Source organism: Rhodopseudomonas sp. (assembly GCF_013377015.1).
Lineage (GTDB): Bacteria > Pseudomonadota > Alphaproteobacteria > Rhizobiales > Xanthobacteraceae > JARJEH01.
In genome coordinates this window covers 238,397-255,734 of sequence record NZ_JACABA010000001.1, presented here as the reverse complement: position 1 = coordinate 255,734, position 17,338 = coordinate 238,397, and the positions used below count along the sequence as shown (strand labels likewise).

24 protein-coding genes are annotated in these 17,338 nt (G+C 65.6%); 16 read left to right on the top strand and 8 right to left on the bottom strand.

The window, feature by feature from the left end; genetic code table 11:
* Positions 1-21: 21 nt before the first annotated feature.
* The 3 genes from HXX15_RS01265 to HXX15_RS01255 form a co-directional block, all read right to left on the bottom strand.
* Entirely contained in the window at positions 22-255 is a 234-nt protein-coding gene (locus HXX15_RS01265) for a hypothetical protein (protein WP_296511816.1), read from the bottom strand.
* Positions 256-400: 145 nt separating this feature from the next.
* On the bottom strand, positions 401-1,162 hold the full coding sequence (gene fliP, locus HXX15_RS01260) for a flagellar type III secretion system pore protein FliP (protein WP_296511814.1): 762 nt from the start codon (positions 1,160-1,162) through the stop codon (positions 401-403).
* Complete coding sequence (locus tag HXX15_RS01255) at positions 1,159-2,142, bottom strand: flagellar biosynthetic protein FliO (protein ID WP_296511812.1); 984 nt, start codon at positions 2,140-2,142, stop codon at positions 1,159-1,161. The genes fliP and HXX15_RS01255 overlap by 4 nt, the downstream gene beginning before the upstream one ends.
* 369 nt (positions 2,143-2,511) lie before the next feature.
* Between HXX15_RS01255 and flgB the strand changes: the two genes are divergently transcribed.
* From flgB to HXX15_RS01205, 10 genes are all read left to right on the top strand, one after another.
* Positions 2,512-2,919 (top strand): flagellar basal body rod protein FlgB, encoded by a 408-nt coding sequence (gene flgB, locus HXX15_RS01250; protein WP_296511810.1) that lies wholly within the window; start codon positions 2,512-2,514, stop codon positions 2,917-2,919.
* 26 nt (positions 2,920-2,945) lie between these two features.
* Positions 2,946-3,371 carry a flagellar basal body rod protein FlgC gene (gene flgC, locus HXX15_RS01245; RefSeq protein ID WP_296511808.1) on the top strand — a complete coding sequence of 142 codons (426 nt, stop codon included), beginning with the start codon at positions 2,946-2,948 and terminating at the stop codon, positions 3,369-3,371.
* Positions 3,372-3,387: 16 nt separating this feature from the next.
* Positions 3,388-3,708 carry a flagellar hook-basal body complex protein FliE gene (gene fliE, locus HXX15_RS01240; protein ID WP_296511806.1) on the top strand — a complete coding sequence of 107 codons (321 nt, stop codon included), beginning with the start codon at positions 3,388-3,390 and terminating at the stop codon, positions 3,706-3,708.
* Between the two features lie 141 nt (positions 3,709-3,849).
* Positions 3,850-4,113 carry a flagellar biosynthesis protein FliQ gene (fliQ, locus tag HXX15_RS01235; RefSeq protein WP_296511804.1) on the top strand — a complete coding sequence of 88 codons (264 nt, stop codon included), beginning with the start codon at positions 3,850-3,852 and terminating at the stop codon, positions 4,111-4,113.
* A gap of 66 nt (positions 4,114-4,179) precedes the next feature.
* Positions 4,180-4,950 (top strand): flagellar biosynthetic protein FliR, encoded by a 771-nt coding sequence (gene fliR / locus HXX15_RS01230; protein ID WP_296511802.1) that lies wholly within the window; start codon positions 4,180-4,182, stop codon positions 4,948-4,950.
* A gap of 19 nt (positions 4,951-4,969) precedes the next feature.
* A complete protein-coding gene (flhB, locus tag HXX15_RS01225; RefSeq protein WP_296511801.1) occupies positions 4,970-6,046 on the top strand; it encodes a flagellar biosynthesis protein FlhB in 1,077 nt (358 codons plus the stop codon).
* A gap of 152 nt (positions 6,047-6,198) precedes the next feature.
* A complete protein-coding gene (gene cckA / locus HXX15_RS01220; RefSeq protein ID WP_296511798.1) occupies positions 6,199-8,754 on the top strand; it encodes a cell cycle histidine kinase CckA in 2,556 nt (851 codons plus the stop codon).
* Positions 8,755-9,084: 330 nt separating this feature from the next.
* Positions 9,085-10,077, top strand: a complete 993-nt coding sequence (locus HXX15_RS01215) for a TIM44-like domain-containing protein (protein WP_296511797.1) — start codon at positions 9,085-9,087, stop codon at positions 10,075-10,077.
* 201 nt (positions 10,078-10,278) lie between these two features.
* Positions 10,279-10,947, top strand: a complete 669-nt coding sequence (locus HXX15_RS01210; protein WP_296514750.1) for a lectin — start codon at positions 10,279-10,281, stop codon at positions 10,945-10,947.
* 60 nt (positions 10,948-11,007) lie between these two features.
* Positions 11,008-11,718, top strand: a complete 711-nt coding sequence (locus HXX15_RS01205; protein ID WP_296511795.1) for a glutathione S-transferase — start codon at positions 11,008-11,010, stop codon at positions 11,716-11,718.
* A gap of 79 nt (positions 11,719-11,797) precedes the next feature.
* Here the strand turns inward: HXX15_RS01205 and HXX15_RS01200 are convergent, their stop codons facing one another.
* The 4 genes from HXX15_RS01200 to HXX15_RS01185 all read right to left on the bottom strand — a co-directional run bounded on the left by HXX15_RS01200 (position 11,798) and on the right by HXX15_RS01185 (position 13,591).
* Complete coding sequence (locus tag HXX15_RS01200; protein WP_296511793.1) at positions 11,798-12,157, bottom strand: GFA family protein; 360 nt, start codon at positions 12,155-12,157, stop codon at positions 11,798-11,800.
* 135 nt (positions 12,158-12,292) lie between these two features.
* Positions 12,293-12,466: a hypothetical protein gene (locus HXX15_RS01195; RefSeq protein WP_296511791.1), complete on the bottom strand. Its 174-nt coding sequence runs from the start codon at positions 12,464-12,466 to the stop codon at positions 12,293-12,295.
* 180 nt (positions 12,467-12,646) lie between these two features.
* A complete protein-coding gene (locus HXX15_RS01190; protein WP_296511789.1) occupies positions 12,647-13,141 on the bottom strand; it encodes a hypothetical protein in 495 nt (164 codons plus the stop codon).
* Positions 13,142-13,264: 123 nt separating this feature from the next.
* A complete protein-coding gene (locus tag HXX15_RS01185; protein WP_296511787.1) occupies positions 13,265-13,591 on the bottom strand; it encodes a hypothetical protein in 327 nt (108 codons plus the stop codon).
* 174 nt (positions 13,592-13,765) lie between these two features.
* Here HXX15_RS01185 and HXX15_RS01180 point away from each other — a divergent pair, with 174 nt between their 5' ends.
* From HXX15_RS01180 to HXX15_RS01155, 6 genes are all read left to right on the top strand, one after another.
* Positions 13,766-13,996 carry a hypothetical protein gene (locus HXX15_RS01180; protein ID WP_296511786.1) on the top strand — a complete coding sequence of 77 codons (231 nt, stop codon included), beginning with the start codon at positions 13,766-13,768 and terminating at the stop codon, positions 13,994-13,996.
* A complete protein-coding gene (locus HXX15_RS01175; protein ID WP_296511784.1) occupies positions 13,993-14,280 on the top strand; it encodes a type II toxin-antitoxin system RelE/ParE family toxin in 288 nt (95 codons plus the stop codon). Before HXX15_RS01180 ends, HXX15_RS01175 begins: the two co-directional genes overlap by 4 nt.
* Complete coding sequence (locus tag HXX15_RS01170) at positions 14,277-14,519, top strand: hypothetical protein (RefSeq protein WP_296511782.1); 243 nt, start codon at positions 14,277-14,279, stop codon at positions 14,517-14,519. Before HXX15_RS01175 ends, HXX15_RS01170 begins: the two co-directional genes overlap by 4 nt.
* A 31-nt stretch (positions 14,520-14,550) precedes the next feature.
* Positions 14,551-14,772, top strand: coding sequence for a hypothetical protein (locus HXX15_RS01165; RefSeq protein WP_296511780.1), 222 nt, complete (start codon positions 14,551-14,553; stop codon positions 14,770-14,772).
* An 8-nt stretch (positions 14,773-14,780) separates the two neighbouring features.
* Entirely contained in the window at positions 14,781-15,071 is a 291-nt protein-coding gene (locus HXX15_RS01160; RefSeq protein ID WP_296511778.1) for a type II toxin-antitoxin system RelE/ParE family toxin, read from the top strand.
* Between the two features lie 84 nt (positions 15,072-15,155).
* Entirely contained in the window at positions 15,156-16,808 is a 1,653-nt protein-coding gene (locus HXX15_RS01155; protein WP_296511776.1) for a fumarate hydratase, read from the top strand.
* Between the two features lie 164 nt (positions 16,809-16,972).
* Here HXX15_RS01155 and HXX15_RS01150 read toward each other — a convergent pair whose 3' ends face one another.
* Positions 16,973-17,269 carry a hypothetical protein gene (locus HXX15_RS01150; RefSeq protein ID WP_296511773.1) on the bottom strand — a complete coding sequence of 99 codons (297 nt, stop codon included), beginning with the start codon at positions 17,267-17,269 and terminating at the stop codon, positions 16,973-16,975.
* Positions 17,270-17,338 lie beyond the last annotated feature (69 nt).

Genomic DNA, 17,338 nt, shown 5'->3' with positions numbered 1-17,338 from the left:
GCGGCCGCGCCCGGCCGGCGACTACGCCTCGAGGACTTCCTGAACCGCCGCGAAGATTTCTTCGGCGGTGCCGCCGATCTTGCCGTCGGCCCAAGCCTGGAACGCAGCGGCGAACACCTTGCGGCTGGCGTCTGGATCATCGGTCGAAAGCACTTCTTCGGATCCGTGGTCGTACACCAGGGCGTTGGCCTCAACCGCAATGGCCGTGACCGCCATCAAGCGCTTCTCGTGTCCGGCGAAAAGTTGATTGTCCATGGGCGTGCTCCTGCTATCGATCACCCAGCAGGGCACCCAACTACCGCTTTCCGCGCAGGATTGCATTGATCCGGATCAGTCCCCGGCGTTGCCCGCAGCGCGGCGCACCGCATCCGGGGCTCAGGCTGGAGACCGTGACCGGTTGCTACCCGCCGCCGTAGCTCTGCACCAGACTGCCCGCGACCAGCGACCAGCCGTCGACCAGCACGAAGAAGATCAGCTTGAACGGTAGCGACACCACCACTGGCGGCAGCATCATCATGCCCATCGACATCAAGACCGAGGCGACCACGAGGTCGATGATCAGGAACGGCAGGAACAGCAGGAAGCCGATCTCGAACGCGCGCTTCAGTTCGGAGATCATGAAGGCAGGCACCAGAATCCGCAGCGACATATCCTCGGGCGTGGCCGGCGGCGCTTCGCCGGACAGGTCCATGAACAGTTTCAGGTCTTTTTCGCGGACGTTCTTCTGCATGAAACCGCGCAGCGGCACCGCGGCGCGCACCAGCGCGTCCTCGACGCTGATCTGGTTGGCGACCAGCGGCTTGATGCCGTCGTCATAGGATTTCTGCAGCACCGGCCCCATCACGAAGGCGGTGAGAAACATCGCCAGCGCGACGATCACCGAATTCGGCGGCGCGGTCGCGGTACCGAGCGCGGTGCGCAGCAGCGACAGCACCACCACGATCCGGGTGAACGACGTCATCATGATCAGGATCGACGGCGCGATCGCCAGCACCGTCAGCAGCGCGATCATCTGGATCGCGCGCTCCGTGACCCCGCCGCCGCCCGCGCCGCCGAGATTGATACTGATGTCCTGCGCCAGCGCCGGAACGGCGAGCGTTACGGCGGCGATCAGGGCGAGAAGGAAAAAAACAACTCTACGCGGGACGGACGGCGGTCTCACGAAGGGGTCTTCGGACGCCCCAGCAGCGACGCCATCTCGTCTTCAAGGTTCTCGAATCCGGACTTCGGCGACGACGACACCGGCGCCGCCATCGACGGCTCCTGTCGCGCTTCGGCGCGAGCGGCCGGGCGGCTCGGCGGCGGCTCGGGCACGACCGGCGGCGCGCCGACGCGCGGTTCGATAGGTTCGGGCCGGGCCTCACCGGCCGGGCGCCGCAACGCGGCCTCCAGACGATTGGCCATGTCGGCCAGATTCTGGTCGGCGGCCGAGATGCTCTGGGCCGGTGGCTGCGGTGGAGCCGGCGGTGGCGCGGCGCGTTCGGTGCGGATCGGCGGCGCCTTCGGTGGCTCGGCCGGACGCGGCGGCCGCGGCATCGGCGGCATCGCAGGTTCGGCGCGGGGCTGGCTGCGCGGCGGCAGCTCGGGCCGCGGCTCGCGCGGCTCCATCCGAGGTTCGGGCCGCGGCTCCATCCGGGGTTCGGGCCGAGGCTCCGGACGGCTGATCGTGTCCAGCATGATACCCGGCATGTGATCGGGATTGCGTCGTTCCGGGATCGGCGGCGCCGGGCGGCGGACCTCCTCGGCGAAGGCCGGGCGCGGCGGCCGCGGCGGCAAATCCGGCAACTGCGGCTCTTGATGTTCGGCCTGGCCGTCGCCGTCCCAATTGCCGGCTTCCAGCGCGGTCGGGCGCTGCGGCATCTGTTCGCGGACCGGGTTGGCGCGGACGATATTGGGCTCCACCACGATGTCGGTTGGCCCGCCGATCATCAACAGGTGTTCGACATTGTCGCGGCGCACCAGCACCAGCCGCCGCCTGCCGTCGACCGCGGCGGCGTCGATCACCGCCAGCCGCGGCATCCGGCCGCGATTGGCGTTGGTGCCGAGCCGGTTGCCGGCGAAACGACGCACCAGCCAGGCTACCAGGCCGATCAACGCCAGCACGGCCAGAAATGCGAAAAAGAAAGTCAGCGGTGTCGTCATGCTTGTCCCCGGCAAATGGCGCCTCGTTCATGGTTCTGGATGCGTGGTCCCGGAAACGCCGAAGGCGCTTCGCAAAGGATACAACCAACCGGAACGCTGCGCGGTCCGCCCCTTGTCTTAATAATTCCCGGTAAAAACTGCCGTGTGATCTCTTAATAGCGCACGAATCAAAGGGACCAAAACAACTTCTGAAACCCTTTGCTCAATACCTTGGAGGGTTAATGCACCGATCCGAGGCGAAAATGAGCCCGGAATCGCATCGGCGCCGCCCCGGGGCGGCGGGTCTTAACTCGTCGTTAACCATAAGGGCGGCAAATTCTGCCTACCTCAGCCAACGCAGCAGCGTGGCGCCGGGGTGGAGACAGGCCGATGCCCATCAACGATCTTCCGATTCTGTCGGCGCTGCGCACCAAGATGCAATGGCATCAGGAGCGCCAGCGCGTGCTGGCCGAGAACATCTCCAATTCCGACACGCCGAACTTCAAGCCGCGCGATCTGGTGGAACCGAAATTCGATTCCACCGGCAATATCGCCGGCGGCGGCATGGGGACGCTGCCGATGATGCGTACCGCCGTCAGCCATATGGCGGCGTCGGGGGCGCCGGACAGTTTCGCACAGGATCGCAAGGCCGGATTCCAGACCCGGCCGGCCGGCAACGCGGTCAATCTGGAGGACGAGATGCTGAAGGTCTCGGCCAATCAGATGGACTACGCGGCCGCGACCTCGCTCTACACCCGCAGTCTCGGTCTGCTGAAGACCGCGATCGGGAAACGCTGACGTAATCGAAGCCGGGAGACAGAGTGATGGCAGACGACCGCGGAGATTTCGCCAGGTCGATGGGGATCGCCACCTCCGGCCTGCGCGCGCAGGCCGGGCGGATGCGGGTGATCTCGGAAAACATCGCCAATGCCGATTCCACCGCGCAGACGGCGGGCGGCGATCCGTACCGGCGCAAGGTGCCGACCTTCACCTCGACGCTGGACCGCGCGCTGGACGCGAAGACCGTGTCGCTCGGCCGGGTCAAGCCGGACACCTCGGATTTCCGCGTCAAATACGAGCCGAGCAACCCGGCGGCCGACGCCGCCGGCAACGTCAAATACCCCAACGTCAATCCGCTGATCGAAATGACCGACATGCGCGACGCGCAGCGATCCTACGAGGCGAACCTCAACATCATCAGCGCGACGCGCCGGATGATCCAGCGCACTCTCGACATCCTCAAGGCCTGAGAAGGACATCTGAGCCATGGCTTCACCGATCACAGCCGCCAACGCCTATGCGAGCCTCGCCCGTCTCACCGACGCGGGTGGCGCCGGCGCCGCCGGCAAATCCCTCGGCGGCGGCGGCGGGCCGTCGTTCGGCGACGTGTTGAAGAACGCGGTCGGCAGCGTGCTCGACGCCGGCCGCAAATCCGACGCCCAGACCATGGCGATGGCGTCGGGCAAGTCCAACGTGATGGACGTGGTCACCGCGGTGGCGGAAACCGACGTCGCGGTGTCGACGCTGGTGTCGGTGCGCGACCGGGTGATCCAGTCCTACGAGGACATCATGAAGATGCCGATCTGATGAACCTCATCCTGAGGAGCGGCCGCCAGGCCGCGTCTCGAAGGATGAGGGACGAACATCCTCATGGTTCGAGACGCGCGCCGAGGGCGCGCTCCTCACCATGAGGGGCAACACAGGGCGAAAGCTCGAAGGAATATTGCAATGACAGGCGCTGAAACTCTCGACGTCGCCCGCGATGCGATCTGGACCATCGTGGTGGTGTCGTCGCCGCTGATGGTGGTCGGCCTGGTGGTCGGCGTCGTGGTCTCGCTGGTGCAGGCGCTGACCCAGATCCAGGAGCAGACCCTGGTGTTCGTGCCGAAAATTATCGCGATCTTCGTCACTTTGGTGCTCGCTCTGCCGTTCATGGCCGATGCGCTGCACAGTCATATGATGCGGATCTCGTCGCGAATCATCGGGGGTTAGCGCATGATCCGGTCGATCCGAATCCGCGCCCGCATCGCCTGAATCCGCGGCAGCGCAGGGAATGCCATGCGCATCGACGTCTCGTTTCTGCCGGCGCTCGCCGCCGCCTTCATGCTGGTGTTCGCCCGCATCGGCGCGATGGTGATGTTGATGCCCGGTCTCGGCGAGGTCAACATTCCGGTCCGGGTCAAGCTGTCGATCGCGCTGGCGCTGACGCTGATCATCCTGCCGCTGCACCGCACCGCCTATCAGGTCGACATGAGCTCGCTGACGCCGCTGTTGGTGCTGATGCTGCAGGAAATCGTCATCGGCGTCGTGCTCGGCGCCACCGCGCGGGTGACGCTGTCGGCGCTGCAGGTGGCGGGCTCGATCATCGCCCAGCAACTCGGGCTCGGCTTCGTCACCGCGGTCGATCCGACCCAGGGCCAGCAGGGCCTGCTGATCGGCAACTTCCTCACCATCCTCGGCATCACGCTGCTGTTCGCCACCGACACCCACCATCTGGTGATCGCCGCGCTCGACGACAGCTACAAGATCTTCTCGCCGGGCGAGTTGATGCAGAGCGGCGATATCGCAGCCCTCGCCACCCGCGCCTTCGCCGCCGCGTTCAAGATCGGGATGCAGCTCGCCGCGCCGTTCCTGGTGTTCGGGCTGGTGTTCAACATCGGGCTCGGCGTGCTGGCGCGGCTGATGCCGCAGATGCAGGTGTATTTCGTCGGCGTGCCGCTGTCGATCATGATCGGCTTCGTGATCCTGGCCGCCGTGCTGGCGACCATGATGGGTACTTTCCTCGACTACTTCATCGGCGTGATGCACGATCTGATGCCGCGCACCTGATTTTGCGAAAGCCTGAACGATGTCCGACGACGACGCCTCAGAGAAAACACAGGACCCTACGCAAAAAAAGCTCGACGACGCGCTGCAGCGCGGCGACGTCGCCAAGAGCCAGGAGGTCAACACCTGGTTCCTGATCGCCGGCGCCACGCTGGTGCTGTCGTCGTTCGGCGGCTCGATCGGTACCGGCATCGAGATGCCGATGCGCAATCTGATCGCGAATTCATGGATGATCCGGACCGACGGCCCGGGGCTGATGGCGCTGACGCAAAGCCTGCTCGTCACCATGATTTCCGCGCTCGGGGTGCCGCTCTTGATGCTGATGCTGGTGGCGATCGGTAGCAATCTGGTGCAGCACCGGCTGGTGTTCTCGGCGGAATCGCTGATCCCGAAATTCAGCAAGATCTCGCCGATGGCCGGCGCCAAGCGGTTGTTCGGCAAGCAGGCGGGGGCGAACTTCCTCAAGGGCATCTTCAAGGTCGTGGCGCTCGGCGTGGTGATGGTGGCGGTGCTGTATCCGGAACGACACCGACTCGATGCCATGGTGCGGTTCGACGTCGCCGCCATCATGGGCGTGACCATTGCGCTGACGCTGAAGCTGATGACCGCGGTGGTGGCGATGCTGGCCTTCGTGGCGATCGCCGATTTCTTCTTCCAGTACCGTGCCTGGTACGAGAAGCAGAAGATGTCGCTGCAGGAAATCAAGGAAGAATACAAACAGTCCGAAGGCGACCCGCACATCAAGGGCCGGCTGCGGCAATTGCGGCACGAGCGGATGCGCAAGCGGATGATGGCGGAGGTGCCGAAGGCCTCGGTGATCATCACCAACCCGACCCACTTCTCGGTGGCGCTGAAATACGAGCGCGGCATGCCGGCGCCGATCTGCGTCGCCAAGGGCCAGGACGCGATCGCGCTGAAGATCCGGGAGGTCGCCAAGGAACACGACATTCCGATCGTCGAGAACGTGCCGCTGGCGCGCTCGCTCTACGCCACCGTCGAGGTCGACGCCGAAATTCCGGTCGAGCACTATCAGGCGGTCGCCGAGATCATCGGCTACGTGATGGGACTGAAGCGCGGGCTGTCGGGCCGGCGGACGTGAGGCGGCTGCTGGGGCTGGTTTCAGTCCAGGCGGCGCGCGAATACAGGCGGATCGGGCTCCTGACCGCATGATCTGCTTGGCTGGCGGCTCCGATTCAGGCACTCAGGGGGCGGTGGGCGCTGCGCCTGCGGTAAGGGAATGTGCTCGGTTTCATGACCACCAACGACCATCAGATCCCGCCTGACGCCCTGATCGCCAACCCGGAGCCGCCGCGGCGCAGCGGCAGCATCGTGCTGGTGCTGCTGGTCGCAGGCGCCATCATCGCCGCGGCGGTGGCGCTGATGACGCTCGGCCGGGCCGAGGCGCAGCCCTATATCCTCGGCTTGCTGGCGTTATTGGCGATGGTCGGGCTGTTCATGCTGTTCGCCTTCGCGGCCGGCATCGTCCGCTTCGCCGACCGGGTCGCCGACGACCCGATCATGCGCCCGATCGCCGATCATGCCTTCGACGGGCTGGCGGTGACCGATTCCCGCGGCCATGTGATCTATGCCAACCATGCCTATCTGGCGCTGACCGGGGCCGCCACGGTCCAGGAGGTGCGGCCGGTGGAGCGGGTCTTCATCGGCAATCCCGACGTCTCCGAGGCGGTGTTTCGGCTGTTGAAGGCGGCGCGCGAGGGCAAGCGCCAGCAGGAGGAAGTCCGCGTCGCGGCGACCGACGGCGTCCACGGTCGCTGGCTGCGGATGCGGGTGCGCCCGCTCGGCGCGAGCAAGCGCGAGTCGAAATATTCCGTATGGTCGCTGGCCGACATCACCCGCGACCGCGAACGCCAGGAAGACGTGTTCCAGGAATTGCAGCACGCGATCGAATATCTCGATCACGCGCCTTGCGGTTTCTTCTCGGTCGATGCCGCCGGCAATCTGGTCTACGTCAACGCCACGCTGGCGACCTGGCTCGACCACGACCTCGCCGAGATCGGTTCCGGCGGGCTCAAGCTCGGCGACATCGTGTCGGGCGACGGCGCCGCCTTGCTGGCCTCGATCGTGCCGGAGCCGGGCGAGGTCAAGACCGAGGTGTTCGACGTCGACCTCAAGATGCGCGGCGGCAAGACGATGCCGGCGCGGCTCTATCACAAGCTGGCATTCGGCGCCGACGGCGCGCCCGGCGCGTCGCGCACGCTAGTGATCAGCCGCGCACGCGACGAACGGCTCGATCCGCAGCGCGCCGCCGAAGTGCGGTTCATGCGGTTCTTCGATCACACCCCGATGGCGATCGCCACCGTCGACAAGGCCGGCGCGGTGGTGCTCGCCAACGCCCGCTTCGCCAAGCTGGCGCAGAGCCTCAATCCCGCCGTCAACAAGTCGATCCTCGCCGCGGTCAACGACCGCGACCGCCATCTGCTGGTCAGTGCGATCGCGCGCGCCGCCGAAGGGCAGGGCGACATCGCGCCGGTAGAGGCGATGCTGGAAGGCGCACGCGAGCGCTGGGGCCAGTTCTTCGTCACCGCGGTGCTGGACGACGAAGCCGATGCCGAGGTGGCGATCGTCTACATGCTGGAGACCACCGAGCGGCGGGTGCTGGAGAACCAGGTCAATCAGGCGCAAAAGATGGACACCATCGGCCAGCTTGCCGGCGGCATCGCGCATGATTTCAACAACGTGCTGTCCGCCATCATGATGGCCAACGACTTCCTGCTGAACGCCCACAAGCCGACCGATCCGTCGTTCCAGGACATCATGCAGATCAAGCAGAACGCCACCCGCGCCGCGACACTGGTGCGGCAGCTGCTGGCGTTCTCGCGCAAACAAACCTTGCGGCCGCAGGTGCTCGATCTCGGCGAGGCGCTGACCGATATCGACCGGCTGCTGAAGCGACTGATCGGCGAGAAGGTGACGCTGGAAATGCAGCACGGCCGCGACCTGTGGCGGGTCAAGGCCGACGTCTCGCAATTCGAGCAGGTAATCGTCAATCTCGCGGTCAACGCCCGCGACGCGATGCCGGACGGCGGCCGGCTGACGATTCGCACCGCCAACGTCACGGCGCAGGAAGCCGCGCAATTGTCGCACAAGGGCATGCCGGCGGCCGATTACGTGCGGATCGACGTCAGCGATACCGGCACCGGCATTCCGGCCGACATCGTCGACAAGATCTTCGAGCCGTTCTTTTCGACCAAGGAGGTCGGCAAGGGCACCGGGCTCGGACTGTCGACGGTCTACGGCATCGTCAAGCAGACCGGCGGTTTCGTCTATGTCGATTCCGAAGCCGACAAGGGCACCACGTTTCATATCTTCCTGCCGCGCCACGACGCCAGCAGCGATGCGCAGCCGGGGGCCGCAGCGAGCAGCGCATTGCCCGAACAGCCGGTCGAGACCCGGCAACGCGCGGCGGATCTGACCGGGCAGGGCACGATCCTGCTGGTCGAGGACGAGGAGGGCCTGCGCTCGCTGAACGCGCGCGGCCTGCGCTCGCGCGGCTACAGCGTGATCGAGGCCTCCAATGGCATCGAGGCACTGGAAGCGCTGGAGGAGCGACAAGGCGCGGTCGATCTGGTGGTGTCCGACGTGGTGATGCCGGAAATGGACGGCCCGACGCTGCTGAAGGCGATGCGCGGCAAGAATCCCGACCTCAAGATCATCTTCGTGTCGGGCTATGCGGAGGACGCGTTCGAAAAGAGCCTGCCCGAGAACGAGCAGTTCGCCTTCCTGGCCAAGCCGTTCGCCCTCAGCGCGCTGGTCGCCAAGGTCAAGGAGACGATGGCGCCGGGCTGAGTCGCTGCCGAAAATGGCCGTCGCAGATCTGGCGCCCAAGTTCGTCATTGCGAGGAGCTCTTGCGGCGAAGCAATCCAGGGCAGCACGCGAAGCGCCTGGATTGCTTCGCTTTCGGCCAGCGCGTCGCGCTGGCCTCGGCTCGCAATGACAAAACAACCCCTGATGTTTCAAAATTGTGTTTTCGGCCAGGCTCTCAGGATGGGAGCCCCGGTCCGCTCAGCCCGCCCGCGACCGAGGGCCGCAGCCTCGAGACGTGATGCAGGCTTCACTTTTGGGCAGCAGTGCCCACATTAGCGGCGCTTCCCCCTGCCGGGGATTGAGGGAATTCCATGAAATTTGCACAGCGTACGCGCGGAATGGTTCGCGCAATGGCCGTGGCCTTGTCACTCGCGCTTCCAGTGATGCTGACGATTGCTTCGTCGGCCGACGCCCGCATCGGCGGCGGCGGCAGCATGGGCTCGCGTGGCACGCGGACCTTCTCCGCCCCGCCCAGCACCTCGACCGCGCCGAGCGCGGCGCAGCCGTTCAATCGCACCATCACCCAGCCGGGTAGCCCCGGTATGGCCGCGCCGGCCGCCGGAGCCGCCAAGGGCGGCTTCTTCAACCGGCCCGGCATGGGCATGCTCGGTGGCCTCGCCGCCGGCTTCCTTGGCGCCGGCCTGCTCGGCATGCTGTTCGGCGGCGGGATGTTCAGCGGCCTCGGTGGGCTGTCATCGATCATCGGCCTCGTGCTGCAGATCGGCCTGATCATCATCGTGGTGCGGCTGGCAATGTCGTGGTGGCAGCGCCGCAACGCCGCGACCGCGTCGCCGGCCTATGCCAGCACCGCGGCCGGCCCGGGTGCCGCGCCGAGCCCGCATAACAGCTTCGGTTCCGGCTTCGGCTTCGGTGCCAACACCGCAGCCAGCGCGCCGCTGGAAATCGGCCCGGCCGATTACGAGGCGTTCGAACGGCTGCTCAGCGAGATCCAGGCCGCCTGGTCGAACGAGGATGTCGGCAAGCTGCACGAACTGGCGACCCCCGAAATGGTGTCGTACTTCACCGCCGATCTGGCGGAGAACAAGGCCAACAACGACATCAACAAGGTCTCCGACGTCAAGCTGCTGCAGGGCGACCTCGCGGAAGCCTGGCGCGAGGGCGACACCGACTACGCCAGCGTGGCGATGCGGTTCTCGCTGGTCGACAAGACCCTTGAGCGCGGCACCAACCGGCTGGTTAATGGCAGCGAGACGCCGATCGAGGCCACCGAAGTCTGGACCTTCGCGCGCCGCCGCGGCTCGGATTGGGAGCTGTCGGCGATCCAGCAGACCCAGGCCAGCTAAGGTCTGACGGACCGGGTCGGAAACAGGCGTCGCGGTGAAAGCTGCGGCGCCTTTGTTTTGTCGCGGCGATGCGGTTCGATCGCGGCGCGTCGCGGTGGAATAACGGCGACGAAATCGGGTTGATCCTTATGCTGGCGCGCTGCGGCGGGCCGGATGTTCAAGAAATTCTTTTCGGAGGTTGTGATGCTCTACGGTTCCAACATGCTGTCGCGGGTTGCCGGCGCACTCGCCGTCTCGGCAATCGCGGCGTTCGCCGCGCCGGCTGCGCAGGCGCAGGCCGCCAATATGAGTTTCTTCGTCACCAGCACCAGCATCGGCAATGGCGGTAATCTCGGCGGCCTGGCCGGCGCCGACAATCATTGCCAGGAACTAGCGCAGGCCGCGGGCGCGGGATCGAAGACCTGGCACGCCTACCTCTCGACCCAGGCCGCCGACGGCAAGCCGGCGATCAACGCCCGCGACCGCATCGGCAAGGGACCGTGGCAGAACGTCAAGGGCGTGACGATCGCCAAGGACGTCGCCGACCTGCACGCCGCCAACAACATCAACAAGCAGACCGCGCTGGACGAGAAGGGCGAGATGATCAACGGCTACGGCGACAAGCCGAACCGCCACGACATTCTCACCGGCTCGCAGAACGACGGCACCGCTTTTCCGCCCGAGCCGGATCGCACTTGCAAGAACTGGACGAGCAGCACCCAGGGCGCGGCGATGCTCGGGCATTCCGATCTCAGCGGTCCGGAGAGCGTCCCGACCAGAGGCTCGTGGATCGGCGCCCATACCACGCGCGGCCCGGACGGCGGCTGTTCGCAGAACGATCTCAAGAGCACCGGCGGTGACGCGCTGCTGTATTGTTTCGCGGTGAACTGAGTTTTCGCCGGCGCATTGAGCTATTCTGAATCTCCGCCGTCCGGAATGAAGGGATCGCCGATGCGCTATGAGCTGTATTACTGGCCGGGCATTCAGGGGCGGGGCGAATATGTTCGCCTTGCGCTGGAGGAGGCCGGCGCCGGCTATGACGACGTGGCGCGGCGCAGCGGCGGTGTCGCCGCGATGACGCGGATAATGGAGGCGAAGGGGGGCGGCACGCCGCCGTTCGCGCCGCCGTTCCTCAAGGCCGGCAAGCTGGTGATCGGCCAGACCGCCAACATCTTGCTCTATCTCGGATCGCGTCACGGCTTGGCGCCAAAGGCGGAAGCCGGTCGGATCTGGGTGCACCAATTGCAACTGACGATCACCGACCTGGTGCTGGAGATTCACGACACCCATCATCCGCTCGGGCCGACGCTGTATTACGAGGAGCAGCGGCCGGCGGCGAGGCGGCGCAGCGAGGAATTCTGGAAAGAACGGGTGCCGAAATATCTCGGCTATTTCGAACAGCTGCAATCGGGCAGCGGCGGCGCCTATCTGACCGGACGAAGGCTGACTTACGTCGACCTGTCGCTGTTCCAGATCGTGGCCGGGCTGCGCTACGCGTTCCCCGACCACATGACCAAGTTCGAGCGCAACATCCCCGGCCTGGTCGCGTTGCACGACCGCGTCGCGGCGCGGCCGAACATCGCGGCGTATCTGGAAAGCGACCGCCGCATCGCCTTCAACGAGGACGGCATCTTCCGGCACTACAAGGCGCTGGACAGGTGAGGGCGATCACTTCTCCCCGCGAGCGGGGAGAGGGAGCGCGCCGCGATTGTGGCAGGCGCATGTGATCGGTCGAGCCGGACTACCTGTTGCGCCCGTCGATCGGCGTCATCGTCAGCGTCGCCAGCTCGATGCCGTCGATGCAGCTGACGTTGAGCGCGATCACGTCGGTGCCGTCGGTTTTCTTGCCGCGGGCGAACACCTCGACTCCGCAATCGACACAGAATTGATGCCGGATCGCGTGCTTGTTGAACAGGTACTCCTTCAGATTGTCCTCGCCGGCGCGGAGCTGGAAACTCTTCGGCGAAAGAAATGTGAAGTGCAGGCCCTTCTTGGTGCAGATCGAGCAATTGCACGCGGTGACCATCGCGAGGTCCGTGGTGCATTCGAACCGCACCAAGCCGCAATGGCAGCCGCCGGTGCAGACTTTCATTCCCGTCATCGCGTGGCTCCGTGCTGGCGCGAGGATATCCGCCCCTTCGCTTAGCATAAGCCGCGCGTCTGACAAGATTGCCGGCGGCGCAAACGACAGAGCCCCGCGCAAGGCGGGGCTCTGCAAAACGACGACAGCGCCGGATCAGGCGAAGATGTTGACCCTGGTGCCCTGGCCGGGCGGCAGCGGGGCCGGCGGCGGCGGCGCGACGCGGGAATCGTCGGCGTCGGCGTCGGCCTTGACGTCCGGTCGCGGCGGCTCGCTGGCCTGGATCGGTTTCGACGGGGGCGGCGAGCTGACGCTGGAGATACTACTCATGACACTATCCTTGCTTTGCGAAGTTCCCGATCATCATGGCGGGGCGGCGGCAAGGAGTCATGAACAAGATGCCGACGCGACGTTGCGCGGGCACGATATCGAACCGGCTGGTGAAATTTTCGCGCGCGAGATCGTGCAAATATCGCTCAAATGCGATCGATCGTGCGGCGGGCCGTGCGCCTACTCGTCCTTGCCGCGCGAAATCGCGATGGTCGAAGCGGTCTTGGAGCGGGTGCAGTGCATGTCGAGCCGGCGGAAGCGGGTCGTGATGTCGTTGCCGCGTAGCAGTCCGAGCCGCCCGAAGCAGCGCGCCACGCCGCGCAGCGTATCCGGCTTCGGGATCGTGAACACGATCGCGGCGGCGCCGGCGATCAATTGCTGGAACGCCGGCGACGGCTTGCGGCTGTCGGCGGCGCCGTAGATCTCGTTGCTGATGTTGCGGCTGGCGCAGCCGAGCCGCAACTGCTTCGCCGCCGGATGCGACAGGTAGATCACATTGGCCGCGGTGCGGCCGATCTTGACGCCGTCGATCTGGTCCGCCAGCTGCTTGGCGAGGTCGTCGCAATGATCGGCCCGCGCCGGGGCGACGGCGAGCAGCAGCGCGACGGCGAAGCTGATGCCGAGCGCGACGGCGCGCGCGATCGAATGCGACGATCGAAGTCCAATCCCGGTCATGAAATCCTCCGCGCCACGCAGGCCTGCGCCGAGCTTCTTACAGGGGCGCGCGGAGAATTCAAAATCCGGACGGGCCGCGCCCGACCGCGTCGGTCGCATCGCGGGCCGGCGAACGTCCGGCGCTTAACTAGTGCGGTTGGCGCAGCGCCGCCATTCCTTCGGCGGCGCGTCGGCGCCGCCCTGCCGCGACACCGCCAGATACTCGCCACGCAGCAGGATGCTGACGCTGTCGCCGGCGCCGGCCTCGCCGGGCGGTACCACATAGTCGAAGCCGTGGCGGTCGTAACGGCCCTCGATCCGCGCGCCGCCGGGCGTGACGATGGCGGGGCCCTGGATCGTCATGTGCTGGCCATCGGCCGCACACCAGTCGCCGTCGATGGCGTCGGCAAAGGCCGATGTCGGAGCGGCGAGCAGCAGCGCGGCGAGCAGGAGCAGGCGGCGATAGGACATGGTGAGGCCTCGCGTGGAGCGGCGATCATCGGGCGGGACGGAGCGGGAGGCAAGGGGGAGCGAGGAGGACGAGGCTCAGTGCGGATGGCTCCGCCGCCGCGTCGTCGTGGCCGGGGCTTGCCGCGGCTGTTCGCGTCGCTTCTCGCGCGATCTCGATTGTGCTAAATTAAAACCATGAGCAAAGAGCAGGTCAAAGCCATTTTGGAACGCGTGCTGACGTGGCCTGCAGAGCGCCAGGAAGACGCCGCGACCATCCTGACGGCCATGGAAGCGTCGGATTCGAGCCAATACCGGCTGTCCGCCGAGCAAGCCGAAGAAGTGCGTCGGCGGCTCGCGGACACCGACGCCGAGACGATGACGCTCGAGGAATTCAACGCGCACTTCATGCGGCGCCTCGATCCGTGAAAGTGATCGTCCGGAAGGCCGCCAGGCGCGACCTCGACGGTATTCTCGATTGGATTTCCAAGGATAGTCCGCGTGCGGCGCATGCGCTGGTTCGCAGGATCTTGCTGCGCGTCAACCGGTTGGCGACGCCCGGCCTCGCCAACATGGGGCGGCCGGGCCTCATCGAGGGTACCCGCGAATTACTCGAACCGCCCTACATCATCGTCTATTGCGTCAACGACGCGGCGGACGAAATTGCAGTACTCAACATCGTTCACTGCGGGAGAAAGCGCGACGAGCAATGAAGAAGCCAACGGTTAAATATAGCAAGGGCGAGATCGGCCGCGCCCGGATCGTCGAGGATTTCCTGCCGTCGCCGGACAAGCTCGTGCTGCGCGAGGAGAACGTCAAGGTGACGCTGAGCCTGTCGCAGCGCTCGGTCGCCTATTTCAAGCGCGCCGCGCAGAAGCGCCGGCTGCCGTATCAGCGGATGATCCGCGCGCTGGTCGATGCCTATGCGGAGAAGCAGGAGGGGAAGGGGTGAATTTGACTCCCGCCTATGCTAGACTGTCGAAATGACAAAGCTGCTGGAACAGGCATTGCGCCAGATCGAACAACTTCCGGACGCGGATCAAGACGCCGCCGCCGGCGCGTTGATCGATTATCTCAAGCACATGCGGGATATGCGTTTGACAGAAGCCCAGGTGGCCGAAGTGCGCCGCCGCCGGGCCAATCCCGAGCGAAAGTTGGTGTCGCTCGAAGAAGCCCGCGCGCGCATCGCGCGGCTCGGTGGCTGACGAATCAGATGAGGCTGGTCTTCGACGATCAGGCGCTCGACGACATCGACAACATCTTCGAATGGATTGCGCGGGACAGCCCCGCCACGGCAAGAAGCATCGTCGATCGGCTTTTCAGTAGTACCGAATTGCTGATTTCATTTCCGTTGATGGGCCATGCCGGTCAAGATCCCGGCACGCTCGAATGGGTGGTGCCGAGGTTGCCCTACGTCGTCGTCGACGAAGTCGATCGATCCCTGGACTTGGTCATCGTCACTGCCGTGCTTCACGGCGCGCAGGACCGCGGCCGAGAGGAATGATCGCATGATCGGGCGCTTTTGAACCCTTCAAAACCGCAGCGAAACGGCCTAGACAGGAGCTCAAATCCCACCCCGAGGCCCCCCATGAACGCCCCCACCGCCATCCCGTCCGCCACCCCGGTTCCGCCCTACAAGCACACACCGCTGTTTCCGCTTGGCGCCGACACCACGCCCTACCGGAAGATCAGCTCGGCCGGCGTCCGGGTCGAAAAGGTGCTCGGCCGCGACATGCTGGTGGTGGAGCGGGAGGCGCTGCGGGCTTTGTCGGAGGCGGCGTTCGGCGACATCAATCATTATCTGCGGCCGGGGCATCTGAAGCAGCTGCGCAATATCCTCGACGATGCCGAGGCCAGCCCGAACGACAAGTTCGTGGCGCTGGATTTTCTGAAGAACGCCAATATCGCCGCCGGCGGCGTGCTGCCGATGTGCCAGGACACCGGCACCGCGATCATCATGGGCAAGAAGGGCAGCAACGTCATCACCGACGGCGACGACGAGGCCGCGCTGTCCGAGGGCGCGCGCGACGCCTATCTGCGCCGCAATCTGCGCTATTCGCAGGTGGCGCCGCTGTCGATGTACGAGGAGAAAAACACCGCCAACAACATGCCGGCGCAGTGCGAGATCTATGCCGAGGGCGACGACGCCTACAAGTTCATGTTCATGGCCAAAGGCGGCGGTTCCGCCAACAAGAGCTTCCTGTTCCAGGCGACGCCCTCGGTGCTGACCCATGACCGGATGCTGGCGTTCCTGAAGGAGAAGGTGCTGACGCTAGGCACCGCGGCGTGCCCGCCCTATCACCTGGCGATCGTGATCGGCGGGACCTCGGCCGAGCTCTGCATGAAGACGGTGAAGCTGGCCTCGGCGCGCTATCTCGACGCGCTGCCGACCCACGGCTCGGCCGACGGCAATGCGTTCCGCGATCTGGAGATGGAGCAGGAAATCCTGAAGATGACGCAGTCGCTCGGCGTCGGCGCGCAGTTCGGCGGCAAGTATTTCTGCCACGACGTCCGCGTGATCCGGCTGCCGCGCCACGGCGCGTCGCTGCCCATTGGCCTTGGCGTGTCGTGCTCGGCGGACCGCCAGGTGCTCGGCAAGATCACCCGCGACGGCGTCTATCTGGAAGAGCTCGAGCACAACCCGGCGCAATATCTGCCGGCGGTCGAGGAAGCGCTCGGCGGCGAGGTGGTGCAGATTGATCTCAACCAGCCGATGAAAGACATTCTCGCCACGCTGGCGAAGCACCCGATCAAGACAAGGTTGTCGCTGACCGGCACCATGATCGTGGCGCGCGATTCCGCCCATGCCAAGCTGCGCGAGCGGCTGGAGAAGGGCGAACCGCTGCCGGACTACTTCAAGAACCATCCGGTGTACTACGCCGGCCCGGCCAAGACCCCGGAGGGTTATGCCTCGGGCGCGTTCGGCCCGACCACCGCGGGGCGGATGGACAGTTTCGTCGAGCAGTTCCAGGCCGCCGGCGGCTCAATGGTGATGGTGGCGAAGGGCAACCGCGCACCCGCGGTGCGCGAGGCCTGCAAGAAGCATGGCGGCTTCTATCTCGGCTCGATCGGCGGCGCCGCCGCCAACCTCGCCGAGAACTGCATCCGCAAGGTCGAGGTGCTGGAATATCCCGAGCTCGGCATGGAAGCGATCTGGCGGATCGAAGTGGAGAACTTCCCGGCCTTCATCATCATCGATGACAAGGGCAACGACTTCTTCAAGGAATTGAATTTGGGGTGACGAAACTCCTCATCCTGAGGAGCGCTCCGAAGGAGCGCGTCTCGAAGGATGAGGAGGCGTCGTGGCCTCATGGTTCGAGACGCGCGCCGCAGCCAAGCTTGTGCAAGCTGCAAGCATAGTTCCGCGCGCTCCTCACCATGATGGGCGGGTTCAGTGCTTGCCTCCTACGCCCTTGTCCCGGTGAACGGGAAGCTGCCCATCGGGCCGATGCCCATTTCGCCGGAGATGGTGTCGCCGTCGACCTTGCCGCTGTAGCTCAACGTCAGCGGCATCGGATTGACGATCGAGAGCTTCCAGGCGACGTCGTTGCCGTTCACGGTGCCTTCGAAGATCTCTCCGGCATCGCCGTCGGCGGATTGGGTGCCGGTCAGCGTGCCGCCGTCGGCCTTCAAGGTCAGGTCCGCCTGGCGCTCGCCCATCGGCGTGCTCATGGTGATCTTCCAGTTTCCGTCCACCGCCATCTGTCTCTCCCCTGTGCCAGTCGCGGACCGGAACGGTCGCGGGCGGCCCGTCTTAATATGGCGCGGGCG

Excerpts from the sequence above, each read along its gene's own strand:
- HXX15_RS01265 (WP_296511816.1), bottom strand. The coding sequence starts at position 255 with ATGGACAATCAACTTTTCGCCGGACACGAGAAGCGCTTGATGGCGGTC.
- HXX15_RS01255 (WP_296511812.1), bottom strand. The coding sequence starts at position 2,142 with ATGACGACACCGCTGACTTTCTTTTTCGCATTTCTGGCCGTGCTGGCG.
- flgB (WP_296511810.1), top strand. The coding sequence starts at position 2,512 with ATGCCCATCAACGATCTTCCGATTCTGTCGGCGCTGCGCACCAAGATG.
- flgC (WP_296511808.1), top strand. The coding sequence starts at position 2,946 with ATGGCAGACGACCGCGGAGATTTCGCCAGGTCGATGGGGATCGCCACC.
- fliE (WP_296511806.1), top strand. The coding sequence starts at position 3,388 with ATGGCTTCACCGATCACAGCCGCCAACGCCTATGCGAGCCTCGCCCGT.
- fliQ (WP_296511804.1), top strand. The coding sequence starts at position 3,850 with ATGACAGGCGCTGAAACTCTCGACGTCGCCCGCGATGCGATCTGGACC.
- fliR (WP_296511802.1), top strand. The coding sequence starts at position 4,180 with ATGCGCATCGACGTCTCGTTTCTGCCGGCGCTCGCCGCCGCCTTCATG.
- flhB (WP_296511801.1), top strand. The coding sequence starts at position 4,970 with ATGTCCGACGACGACGCCTCAGAGAAAACACAGGACCCTACGCAAAAA.
- cckA (WP_296511798.1), top strand. The coding sequence starts at position 6,199 with ATGACCACCAACGACCATCAGATCCCGCCTGACGCCCTGATCGCCAAC.
- HXX15_RS01215 (WP_296511797.1), top strand. The coding sequence starts at position 9,085 with ATGAAATTTGCACAGCGTACGCGCGGAATGGTTCGCGCAATGGCCGTG.
- HXX15_RS01210 (WP_296514750.1), top strand. The coding sequence starts at position 10,279 with ATGCTGTCGCGGGTTGCCGGCGCACTCGCCGTCTCGGCAATCGCGGCG.
- HXX15_RS01205 (WP_296511795.1), top strand. The coding sequence starts at position 11,008 with ATGCGCTATGAGCTGTATTACTGGCCGGGCATTCAGGGGCGGGGCGAA.
- HXX15_RS01200 (WP_296511793.1), bottom strand. The coding sequence starts at position 12,157 with ATGACGGGAATGAAAGTCTGCACCGGCGGCTGCCATTGCGGCTTGGTG.
- HXX15_RS01195 (WP_296511791.1), bottom strand. The coding sequence starts at position 12,466 with ATGAGTAGTATCTCCAGCGTCAGCTCGCCGCCCCCGTCGAAACCGATC.
- HXX15_RS01190 (WP_296511789.1), bottom strand. The coding sequence starts at position 13,141 with ATGACCGGGATTGGACTTCGATCGTCGCATTCGATCGCGCGCGCCGTC.
- HXX15_RS01185 (WP_296511787.1), bottom strand. The coding sequence starts at position 13,591 with ATGTCCTATCGCCGCCTGCTCCTGCTCGCCGCGCTGCTGCTCGCCGCT.
- HXX15_RS01180 (WP_296511786.1), top strand. The coding sequence starts at position 13,766 with ATGAGCAAAGAGCAGGTCAAAGCCATTTTGGAACGCGTGCTGACGTGG.
- HXX15_RS01170 (WP_296511782.1), top strand. The coding sequence starts at position 14,277 with ATGAAGAAGCCAACGGTTAAATATAGCAAGGGCGAGATCGGCCGCGCC.
- HXX15_RS01165 (WP_296511780.1), top strand. The coding sequence starts at position 14,551 with ATGACAAAGCTGCTGGAACAGGCATTGCGCCAGATCGAACAACTTCCG.
- HXX15_RS01160 (WP_296511778.1), top strand. The coding sequence starts at position 14,781 with ATGAGGCTGGTCTTCGACGATCAGGCGCTCGACGACATCGACAACATC.
- HXX15_RS01155 (WP_296511776.1), top strand. The coding sequence starts at position 15,156 with ATGAACGCCCCCACCGCCATCCCGTCCGCCACCCCGGTTCCGCCCTAC.
- HXX15_RS01150 (WP_296511773.1), bottom strand. The coding sequence starts at position 17,269 with ATGGCGGTGGACGGAAACTGGAAGATCACCATGAGCACGCCGATGGGC.